The organism is Halalkalibaculum sp. DA384, assembly GCF_043951955.1.
Lineage (GTDB): Bacteria > Bacteroidota > Rhodothermia > Balneolales > Balneolaceae > JAMQKA01.
Window position 1 is genome coordinate 143430 of the sequence record NZ_JBINJE010000006.1, and the last position, 11436, is coordinate 154865.

Sequence of the window (11436 nt, forward strand, 5' to 3'; positions counted from 1 at the left end):
TAAGGTCACAATAAGACCGGTGGCAAATTTAACCTCCCAACTAAATAGTAGGTTCTGCAAAGGGTCCTTTAAGCCTGTAATAACGATGTCGCCTGTGCCCGTTTTTAACTCCCGAAGGTATTTCATCGTTGTTTTAGGAATATCGCCATCACCACCTGTAAGTCCTTATTTCAGGTTACGGCAAAGATTTTGGCGAGTCCCGCTGAAAGAGGTAGGAGCATGGCAACGAACAAGCCCAGAAAAAAACCGCCAAAACCGGCAGCTAATGCACTGTTCAGCAATATCAGGCACACCACGCCCCGTTTTACAGCCTGTCGAATAAAGGTCGGGTTTGGATTAAGAGCAGCCTTGAGAAATGGTGGAAAAACGGCAGCTGCGAATAGTATTACAAACGGCACGGCAACCATGAATTCATAAGAGGAGTGCAGTCCCAGGACGATGAGGGCACCCGTTACCAGGATAATCAATCCAAGTGAAGATAATCCGGACTTCCGGGAACCGCCATGCACCTCACCCTGGCTGATCAGCGTAATGGATGCGATATAAGCGATCGGAATGAAAGGCAGGTACCATTCCATCAGCATGGCTATCGGTACAATACTGCATCCCAGCAGCAGGTTCCAGCCGCGCAGCAGCCCCATCAGCAGTGGTCCCCATAGTGTAGAATGTTTGGCCAAGCGGTCGTAAACGAGGGAGCCCGCAGTAATCAGTACGGCAAGTACGAGGCTGTAGGCATTCACCTGGAAGGCCGCTGACCAACCGAAAAAAAACAGCAGGACGCCGAGTATACCGACCCCGGTTCGGGAGGCGCGTCCACTGGGAATCGGTCGCTCCGGTCGCTCCCGGGCATCCAGCTCCGCATCAAAATAATCATTGAACACCACACCGCCGCCATACAGTCCGAACGTGGCAAGCAGCAGCCATACGAGGCCGTCAGGATATGCTGAAATTCCATCCTGAAAAGCGATAACACCACCGGCAACGGCAAACCCCGCCAAAATATCAGCAAAAGCCGTAACGATATTGGCCGGACGCATGGTTTGGAGATAGGCAAACAGCCGGGTGCCAAGTGAGTGTTTTACACGATTTTGGGAAGAGGGCACAGTCACGTCAATTGATTGGAGGGATTGTGAATGGAGGAATTGAAGTGCGACACAGTTCTAAAATATGTCGCACATCAGTTGTTGAACATATCCTACTCAATGATCAGGTCGTCCTTGCTCGGCTCTTCCTCCTCAACAAACGGATCGCGCCCGCCCCGGAGCACCGAGTTTCCGCTGAACGTTTCCCGCTGGTCGATTTTGGGACGTTCCAGCCAGTCCTCTTCATTAAACTGACCACTCTGCTTGTAGGCATCCAGTGCGTTTTGGTAGCACACTTTTTTGACCTGCTCCTCCGAAATACCGCGCTGCAACATCAGCTTGGCCGTCTTGGGTACACCCAGTGGATCGCTGCGACCCCAGTCGGCGGCGCTGTCGATAAAAATCCGTTCGGTGCCGTACTGCTTGACGATTTCCACCATTCGTTCATTACCCATCTTGGTCCCGGGATAGATGGTGAAAGCGGTCCAGTAGCCTCGATCCAGCACATCCTCCACCGTTTCTTCATTGTTATGGTCCACAATCACTTTTCCGGGATCCAGCCCGTGCTCCTCACACAGGTCCATGCTGCGGATGGTGCCCTGCTTTTTGTTACGGTGGGGCGTGTGGATCAGCACCAGCATGTCCATCTTTTTGGCCAATTCCAGCTGTTCATGGAAGTAGTGCTCCTCGAGGTCGGTCATGTCGTCGTAGCCAATCTCGCCAATTGCTACCACGCCCTCTTTTGCCGCGTAGCGGGGCAACAGGTCCATCGTCTTTTCGGCGAGCTCCTCGTTGTTGGCCTCCTTGGCATTCAGCCCGATTGTGCAGTAGTGCTGGATGCCAAACTGTCTGGCCCGGAACCGTTCCCAGCCCACAATCATGCTGAAATAGTCGAGCATGGAGCCCACGTTGGTGCGCGGCTGCCCGATCCAGAAAGCGGGTTCAATGACAGCCACCACGCCCCCGCGGCGCATCGCCTCGTAATCATCGGTGGTGCGGGAGATCATGTGAACATGTGGATCAATAAACATCATATCTTCAAAAGCCATAGTCAGTATAAAAATTTAATTATGCATTTGGTTTAGTAGAAGACGTCACGAGAAGCTATCGATACGCTTCGGCTTTTCTCCCGATCTCATCCCAGGTGATCTGTTGAGATCTGATTTCATCCAGCAGCTCCCGGTGTTGTTCAACCAGCTGCTCGGCCTGCTGGTCACTGCTGGCGGACAGTGCCAGGATGCCGGCCTGCTGTTGTACGGGATCATCATTTTCCAATACTGTTGCCAGATCCTTGACAACAGACCCTTCAGCAAAAGGACCCACCGGGCGCCAAAGTTCGGGAGAGACCGTTCGCCCGGCCGCCCATCGCTCGTGCGCGTAGTCGACAAGCATGTCGGCAAGCGTTTGGTTGGCCCGCTGGTCGAGTCCCTGAATCTGGTAAAGGGGGCTTTGAACAAACAGGGCTTTCAACACCAGCTGGTTCCAGGCTCCTTCGTCAAAATAGTCGGCCGGGTAGGGGTTGTGCAGCGCCACGGCATTAAATACGGAAGTCATGTTACTGCGGATGCCTTCAGCCCCCCGCTCTTTCAGAGCTTCCGGGTAGGGTAGAATCGGAAGCGCCTGGTAGAGGGCCACCGACTCTCCCATGTCTGCCGAGACAAATGTTTTTTCAAGCCGTTCCAGAAAAGTACCCTTATCACCGTCAGCAATACTGAGTATCAGCAAGGTCCGCCCCAGCTGGTCAACGCGCCAGCGGCCGGGTTTCCAGCCGTTTCGGATCTCTTCGGCGGTATTTTGTTGCGTATCCGAAAGGTCAAGCTCCTGTTTACCGGTGTATCTCGGAACCGCGCTGAAAGAAGAAAAAAATTGCCAGTCCTCGGCCCCGTCTTTCAGGTCATCTACTGTTTTCCGGATCCAGTTGAATCCCTCTTCATCAAGATGAGATTCCAGCCAGGTAAGGATGGTCTTTCTTAATTCGGGAATTGTAATATTGAGTTGAGAGTCAGGCATTGTAATAGCAGACTATATTATGGTGAAATATGAAACAAGTGATAATTTGATATCCATCAGAGATAATTCAGTACAAAATTCCGCGGAAGTTGATGTCGAAAAAGTTGCTGATTTAAAATTGGCGTTAGCGCACGCGAAAATTCAATTCCGCAATTTAGTCCGAAACGACAGTTAAAAGTCCTTCGTTATTGTATAAAATATCTATGTAAAGAAATCATGAAAATATTTTGCAACGATGTAAATAAAATGTCAAAAACCGGTTTGAACTGTAAGGATGATTTTCTAAAAAAACAATGTAAATGTTAAGGCCGCATACTTTGGAAAATTTTTGCATGGGCAAAACAGGCAATATACGTATTTGATATTCATGCCTTGTCTGGATTGTACTTGCAAATTAGATAATTTTCATTATCATAGAATATGAAATGGGTGTCTGACTTAATTTAAAATCTCTGTTTACATCGTACATCCTGAAAGCCAGGATTTTCGCCTACCCTGATGGTACGGGTACCAAACGGGTCTCAACGTCCTCAAAAAAGCATAAGCTGTAACAGGGAAAACAGTTCTGTTTTTGGAATATTAAAGGGATGCATAAACAAAAAGGGATTGAACAAAATATCTCCAAAGAAAAGGTGTGGGAGCGGTTTGCAGAGGGGGAGGAGCGGCTTTTTAAGAATCTTTTTGAAGCTTATTATCAAGAGTTGTTTGGGTACGGGATAAAGTTGTGTCATCGCCCCGAGATTGTGAAAGATTGCATCCAGGAGCTCTTTAAAACCCTTTGGGAACGACGTGATGAGCTTGATCACATAGGTTCTCCGAACGTTTATCTGTTTGTGTCGCTCAGGCGGAATATTCTGCGCCAGATAAAAAAAGGAAAAAAATCGGAGGGAGATCTTGGAGAAATGGATGAAGGATCTTTTATCCGTTTTAGCCGGGAAGATGTAATTATCACCGATGAAATCAAGCATAAAAATAAGAACGCTCTGAAAAAAGCATTGAATCAGCTTTCCGATCGCCAGAAAGAAGTGATATACCTGCATTTTTATAGTGGTATGAGCTACGGAGAAATCGAACAAATCCTTTCCATCAACCGCCAGTCGGTCCGCAACCACATTTACCGGGCAATGGAAACGCTCCGCACACTGCTGGATAATGAGATCATGAAACTGGTAATAACCCTGATGGTAACCGTCCTGCCGATGGCCCGATATTTCGGGTAGGGTTATTTTAAACTATTTACTGCCTTGGGTTGACCGGGGTGGCATATCGCAAACCTCAGATCTTAAATTCCAATTTAGTTGAATTCGCCAGGGCGTCCTGCAGGCCTGAGTTTAGTCTCACCCGATTTTTTTGAAATAATTTGAGTACGGATCCCCTCTTTGCCACTCTCCTTTAACGAATTGATTTCTGAAGATATGAAAAAAATAATTATCCAGTGGACCAGGGACAACAGTATTCAGTAACCGAACTTATTCATGAAGCCTCCTTTCGCCGGATGGTAAACGGTACCGCAAGCCCGGAGGAGATTGACCGGTGGGGGCGATGGATGGAGGCATCTGATGAGAACAGGCAAAAAGCGAAAAAAGCGATTTCTGAAATTACCGGATTCAGCTTTACAGACCCGGCGGATATCGGACTGCAAGAGCAGTGGGCCCGGCTTTCTGAAGATACGGTTAATGCGGATCAACGGTACTCGCCTCATGTGGGTCAAAAAGATCGGGGACTGCGCTGGATATATCGCGTGGCGGCCGCCGTGCTCCTGGTAGTGAGCGTCGGGTATGGCGTGCACCTGTACGAGGTCAATAAACCCGAAGCGGAATTGGAACAGATTACCCAGCAGGAGACCGTGACTACCCAGCCAAACCAGCAGAAAACCCTGAAGTTTACCAGCGGATCCCGGATCGCAAAGGTAGTACTTAACGGCAGTTCCACGCTTACCTACAACGTGGGCCTGCTTAAAGATCAGCCAATCGAGATTAGTTTGGAAGGAGAAGCCTTTTTCGACGTGGAAGAAGGCTTTTCAGAGAACCCGGCGTTTTCCGTGGTCACCCCCGATGGAGTTATCGAGGATATCGGAACGCAGTTTCTGGTTGCTGTCGAAGAAGATCGGTCTCGGGTGATACTGCAGGAGGGGCGTGTCAATGTTAGAACGGGAAAAGGCCAGGACTCGATAAAGGAATTTCAACTCTCCAAAGACCAGATGCTGGAGTTTGACAACATAAATATACTGAAGCAGGAGCGGGTGAATTCTACGCTCTACACGTCCTGGGCCACGGGGTTTATGCAGTTTGATCAAACGGATATTAGCACAGTTGCAGATTACATTGAGCAACGATACGATGTGCAGGCTGTATTGAATAATGAAGAGGTAAGCGGCATAACGCTGGAGGGGGCGGTCTATTTCAAATCTCTGGAAGGCTTGATGCAGTCAATCTCTGATATTGCCAAAATTGATGTTTACCAGTCTCATAACCGCGATACCGTCTATATCGGAAAGACCAACTTGCCACAATAACAACATGCTTAATAAATCAAAATATGAGTAAACAAATGACAAAGGGGAAACAATCATGAAATACGATACTACATTTTTCTCTGTAAGAACAGCTTTACTCGTTGTCGGGCTTTGCCTGATAGGTACAATGGGCTATGCTCAGACATTGGGATCGCTGTACAATTCAGACAGCCAAAACGGGAAAATCGGTATTGAGAAAGGCACCGACCTGGAACAGGCCCTGAACATGCTGGAACACCGGTTTAATGTGGTGTTCTTGTACCGGACAGATGCATTGGAAGGGCGGAAGGTAAAAAAGAGCAAGTTTTTGCCCAACAATGTACAGGAAGCACTGGACCATTTGTTGGAGGGACAGAGATTAGAATCAAAATACCTGAACCCAAAAACATATGGGATTTATACCCAAACTCATTCAGCGCTGAAAAGGCAGGAGGCAATCATCCTTGAGACCGTCAGTGGTCAGGTGTCCGATGCCGCTTCAGGGGAGCCACTGCCCGGTGTCAATGTGGTTGTGAAAGGTACGACCACGGGTACCTCCACCGACAGTGAAGGAGGATTTGAGCTGAATGTGCCTTCTCTGCAGGATACGCTTGTTTTTTCCTTCATTGGGTATCAAACGCAGGAGGTGCCAATTAATGGTAGGACGAATATTGAAGTGGCACTGCAAACACAGGCCGTTTCTGGTGAAGAGCTGGTGGTTGTAGGTTATGGGACACAGCAACGAAAAGATTTAACAGGTTCAGTATCTTCTGTTGGAGTAGAAGATTTTGAATCCGGGTTTAATTCCAATCCGGAACAGCTTGTCCAAGGGAAAGCTGCAGGTGTTCAGATTAACCAGGCTAGTGGTGCGCCTGGGGCGCAATCAAGGGTAAGAATTCGGGGAACGGGTTCAATTAATGCTGGTAATTCCCCTTTGTATGTGATAGATGGAATGCCCATCGACAATAATGCCAATCCTATTGCTACTACCTCGGTGGGAGGACAGAGCAGTATGAATCCATTAAGTACCATAAATCCAAGTGATATTGAGTCAATTGAGATACTTAAGGATGCCTCTGCTACTGCAATTTATGGTGCGAGAGGGGCGAACGGGGTCATTATCATTACTACCAAAGATGGTCGTGAAGGATTTAGTGTCAATTACAACGGATATGTAGGAATACAGGATATTGCGAATAAGCTGGATCTTCTGGGACCAATGGAATATGTGTCGGTTATGAATGGGATTGCCGAAATGGATGGTGAATCACCAGTCTTTACTCAATCAGAAATTGGCCAAATTGGATCTGGGACTGATTGGCAGGAGGAAATTTACAGGACTGCACCTGTCCAAAACCATCAGATTAGTTTTTCTAGGGGAATTGAAGACACGAGGTACTATGTGTCTTTCAACATGTTTAATCAGGATGGATTAGTTGTCAATTCCAATATGAGACGATACAACGGTCGCTTCAATATTGAACACCAGTCTGGGGATAATATTAATTTTGGGCTAAAGTTTACTACAAGTCTGATTGAAAACGAGCGTGCCCCGCAAGGGACTGGGACCAATGAATTTGCCGGCGTAATAGGGGCAGCACTCGAATGGGACCCTACGTATCCTATTTATAATTCAGAGGGGGAATATATTAGGCACTCCACGATTACCATAGATAATCCGATGGCACTATCCAATGGGGTGTCACAGTTTGATCGTACAAACCGGACCATTGGTAATGCATATGTAGAGTATGATATTATGGAGAATTGGTCGGCCAAATTAAATTTTGGGACCGACAGACAAAATATTCGCAGTGATGCCTATAGTTCTACTCTTACCATTGCTGGAGAAGGCGCAGGGGGAATTGCGGATGTAGTAAACTCCGAATCAAACGATTATGTGGCCGATTTTACGACCAATTATCAAACGGTTTTCAATGATATTCACGATTTATCAATTTTAGGAGGGATAACCTACCAGAAATTTATTAATAGGTATCAAAGTTCGGAAGCAAGTGGATTCCCTTCTGATGCCACAAAAACCGATAATTTATCTCTTGGATCCAGGGACACTTATCTGGTCAATACCAACAGCCTTAAAAATACCTTGCTATCTTATTTGGGGCGTTTAAATTATTCATTGAATAACAAATACCTCTTAACAGCAACATTCAGGGCTGACGGTTCTTCCCGCTTTGGTTCTGAAAACAGGTATGGATTCTTTCCTTCGTTTGCCTTGGGTTGGCGTTTGTCTGATGAACCTTTTATGGCCGATTTAGACTTTCTTAATAATTTAAAATTAAGGGCTAGCTGGGGTATAACAGGAAATCAAGAAATTGGCAATTTTAATTACCTACAGACATTGGGATCTGGTGGAAGTGCCGTTTTCGGAGATCAGGTTATTACGACAGTTTCTCCGCAGCGACTACCAAACCCTAATCTTAAATGGGAGGAGACAACGCAAGTGAATTTGGGAGTCGACTTCAGTTTAGTTGATGATCGTCTTTCCGGTTCAATCGATTGGTATGAGAAAGATACCGATGATTTATTGCTGAATTTGCCGATTCCCTCAACCTCTGGCTACTCTTCAATACTTAGTAATGTTGGGAGTGTGAAGAACTCAGGTTGGGAATTTGTGTTGGAGTCAAGAAATATAACCGGATCAAAATTTAGCTGGTCGACCTCCGGGAATGTGACCTTCATGGATAATGAAGTTGCTGATTTAGGCCCCATTCCTGAAATAATTCATGGTTCGGGGGGGGGATTTATCAGCCAAATTGCATTGATCAGACCGGGTGAACCTCTGAATGCATACTATGGTTGGGAAATAGACGGAGTATTCCAGCAGGGTGATGATATTGTATCCTCTGCACAACCCAACGCGGAACCAGGATATTGGAAGTTTAAAGATCAAAATAACGACGGAACTATTAATTCTGATGATAAAACGATCATTGGCTCTCCGCATCCCGATTTTACATTTGGTTTAACAAACACTTTCAATTACCAAAGATTCAGTCTGAATGTATTTCTTAGAGGGGTGCTTGGTAATGAGAAATTGAATAGTAATCGGTTAAGAGCCTTTCATCCCATTAGTTCGAGAAGAAACCGATTGGCCGAGCCGCTACTCAATCGATGGACGCCCGAGAATCCATCAAGCAGATATCCATCCGGTGCAAATTTGGGTATCTACGCCGGTGGAGGTACCACTGTTCATACAGAAACAGTTGAAGACGCCTCCTTCCTGCGATTGCAAAATGTAACTCTTCGATATCAGATACCAACTGAAAGCATGGGTTTTGTCCAAAATGCGAGTGTTCACATCACGGGACAAAATCTTTTAACAATTACTGATTACTCCGGATATGATCCTGAAGTGAGTTCATATGGTAATTCTGATGTGCTGGTGGACTATAATTCATATCCATTTGCACGCACATTTCAACTCGGTATTGACATAACTTTTTAAAATTTGGAAAGGTATAATATGAAGTTTTCAAATAATTATCGTCTGAATTTAGTATTGGTAATTGGCATTTTACTGCTGATAACAGCCTGTGAAGATCCACTCAAAATAAATCCATCATCCGAGCTTGCCCCCGGCAACTTTTTGAATACGGAAGATGGTATTACCTCGCTGCTGTTTTCTAGTTATAATAATATCCAGTACTCTTCTTTTTCTGGTGCAAATAAAGTGTATGCATCAGATTGGTCCGGCGGTTATTTGTGGGAAACAGGAGGAGGACTAAATCGTCATGCTTCTCTTTATATGGATTTTACCTGGGATGCCAGCCACGGGTGGCTGAATGGATTCTGGGGTACTTCATATCAGGCAATACGTGATGCAAATGTTGTATTAGACAATATCGAAAATGCAGAGATCAGTGAATCAAAAAAGGAGATGATAAAAGCGGAAGCCAAGTTCGTAAGAGCTACAGCCTATTTTTACCTGTATAACTGGTTTGGCCCCACGCCATTGGTGACATCCAGCAGTCCTGATAATCTGGAACCATCACGCGCTTCCGAAGATGAAATGCAAGCGTTTATCGAACAAGAATACAATGCTGTTGTTAGTGTATTACCGGAACAAAGACCGGATGAAGAAGATGGCAGGGCTACCAAGGGGGCTGCATTGGGTATGCTCACAAAGTTTTACTTGAATACAAAGCAATGGCAAAAGAGTGCGGATGCGGCTAAAGAAATTATGGATATGGGAATCTATGAACTGTATACTGATTACTTTGAGCTTTTCCAGGTAAGTAATGAAAATAATGATGAGTTCATTTTTGTGCACCCTGCCACTCCAGATGCAGGGGAAGGCAATGTATTTCCTCCCGCCGCCTTCCCACCTGACTACCCAACACCGGGATCCCATGAAAATTGGGCTGCACAGGTTAGACTCAGAGATAGTTTTGTAAATTCGTTTGAGAGCGGTGACGAAAGATTAGATCTGATTATAACTGAGTTCACTGACGTGAATGGTAACCAAGTTCAACTGTTGGGCAATGATAATTCCAGAAGTTTTAAATACTGGCCCGACCCTAACGCGAATGGAAGATGGACCGGAAATGATATACCCGAGATTCGCTATGCCGATATACTGTTATCCAGGGCAGAAGCGCTAAATGAACTAAACGGACCAAATCAAGAATCAATAGATCTGATTAACGAAGTTCGTGACCGAGCGGGTATTAGTCTTTTGCAACGTTCTGATTTCTCAACTAAGGAAGAATTACGAAGTCAGATCCTCCAGGAACGAGAGTGGGAGTTTTTCCACGAAGGAAAAAGAAGACAAGATGAAATACGCCAGGGTGTCTATATTTCAACAGCACAAGAGCTGGGAAAAAGTGCTCAATCGCACCATGTCTTATTCCCTATCCCTCAATCTGAAATAGATGCAAATCCGAATTTAGAACAGAATCCCGGGTATTAAAAATGAGGAGTAAACATATCCAGACTTCAAAATTAATTGATAATATATCATAACAATCATTAGTATAGCAGGGATAGTTGAAAGGCTATCCCTGTACTTTTATAGCAGAGAAGGGATTTGTTACAGAATGGCATTCATATTACGTTTTTTCTGAAACACCCTCGTAAAAAGTAAAAATCATATAGCTAACCGAATGACACCTAATTCATACTACTATCTATGTCGATTCGAATGATTAAATTATTGGCAATTTTTTCGGGTTTACTAAGCATTATTACGGCCTGTTCAATCGAAAATAGAGAGGAAAGAGCCCCCGAACACCCCAATGTGCTGTTCATCATTGCCGACGACTACGGCTACCATGATATGAGCAGTATGGGCAGCGAATTTTATGATACCCCCCACCTGGACCGGCTGGCCGCCCGCAGCATGGTCTTTACTCAGGGGTATACCGCCGGGCGGGTCTGCAGTCCGGCGCGGGCCAGCATCATGTCGGGGAAGACCCCGGCCCGCCACGGGATCACCGACTGGATCGGGGCCCGAACCGGGACCGACTGGCGCGAGCAAGGTCGCCACAGCAAGCTGCTGCCGCCTGATTACGTGGACCACCTGCCGCACGAGTACCAGGTGCTGCCGGAGGCGATGCGCCAGGAAGGCTATGCCACCTTTTTTGCCGGCAAGTGGCACCTGGGCGGGGAAGGCTCCTACCCGGAAGACCACGGGTTTGACTTCAACCAGGGAGGTTTTGAAGCCGGCGGGCCCTACACGGGCGGGTATTTTTCCCCGTTTAACAATCCCAAGATGGAAGATCATCCGGAAGAGAAAGGCATGAGCCTGCCGGAGAAGCTGGCCAAAGAGACCAGCCGCTTTATCCGGGAACACCGGGATCGGCCCTTTTTCGCGTTTCTGTCGTTTTA

At 46.4% G+C, this 11436-nt stretch carries 8 protein-coding genes; 5 read left to right on the top strand and 3 right to left on the bottom strand.

All coding sequences use genetic code 11. The features are described 5' to 3' along the window. Positions 1-170 precede the first annotated feature (170 nt). The 3 genes from eboC to ACG2E4_RS05850 form a co-directional block, all read right to left on the bottom strand. The gene (eboC, locus tag ACG2E4_RS05840) at positions 171-1103 is read right to left on the bottom strand and encodes a UbiA-like protein EboC (RefSeq protein WP_395275970.1); all 933 of its coding nucleotides are present in this window, start codon (positions 1101-1103) and stop codon (positions 171-173) included. Between the two features lie 92 nt (positions 1104-1195). Then, positions 1196-2116 (bottom strand): TatD family hydrolase, encoded by a 921-nt coding sequence (locus tag ACG2E4_RS05845; protein ID WP_395275977.1) that lies wholly within the window; start codon positions 2114-2116, stop codon positions 1196-1198. A gap of 70 nt (positions 2117-2186) precedes the next feature. Continuing rightward, entirely contained in the window at positions 2187-3092 is a 906-nt protein-coding gene (locus ACG2E4_RS05850) for an EboA family metabolite traffic protein (protein WP_395275971.1), read from the bottom strand. 587 nt (positions 3093-3679) lie between these two features. Between ACG2E4_RS05850 and ACG2E4_RS05855 the strand changes: the two genes are divergently transcribed. The 5 genes from ACG2E4_RS05855 to ACG2E4_RS05875 all read left to right on the top strand — a co-directional run. After that, positions 3680-4312 (top strand): RNA polymerase sigma factor, encoded by a 633-nt coding sequence (locus tag ACG2E4_RS05855; RefSeq protein WP_395275972.1) that lies wholly within the window; start codon positions 3680-3682, stop codon positions 4310-4312. 215 nt (positions 4313-4527) lie between these two features. After that, positions 4528-5607 (top strand): FecR family protein, encoded by a 1080-nt coding sequence (locus tag ACG2E4_RS05860; protein WP_395275973.1) that lies wholly within the window; start codon positions 4528-4530, stop codon positions 5605-5607. A gap of 55 nt (positions 5608-5662) precedes the next feature. After that, the gene (locus tag ACG2E4_RS05865; protein WP_395275974.1) at positions 5663-9055 is read left to right on the top strand and encodes a SusC/RagA family TonB-linked outer membrane protein; all 3393 of its coding nucleotides are present in this window, start codon (positions 5663-5665) and stop codon (positions 9053-9055) included. A gap of 18 nt (positions 9056-9073) precedes the next feature. Next, positions 9074-10519, top strand: coding sequence for a RagB/SusD family nutrient uptake outer membrane protein (locus ACG2E4_RS05870; protein ID WP_395275975.1), 1446 nt, complete (start codon positions 9074-9076; stop codon positions 10517-10519). A gap of 219 nt (positions 10520-10738) precedes the next feature. Beyond that, positions 10739-11436 (top strand): sulfatase-like hydrolase/transferase (locus ACG2E4_RS05875; RefSeq protein ID WP_395275976.1); only part of this gene is annotated, 698 nt, incomplete at its 3' end.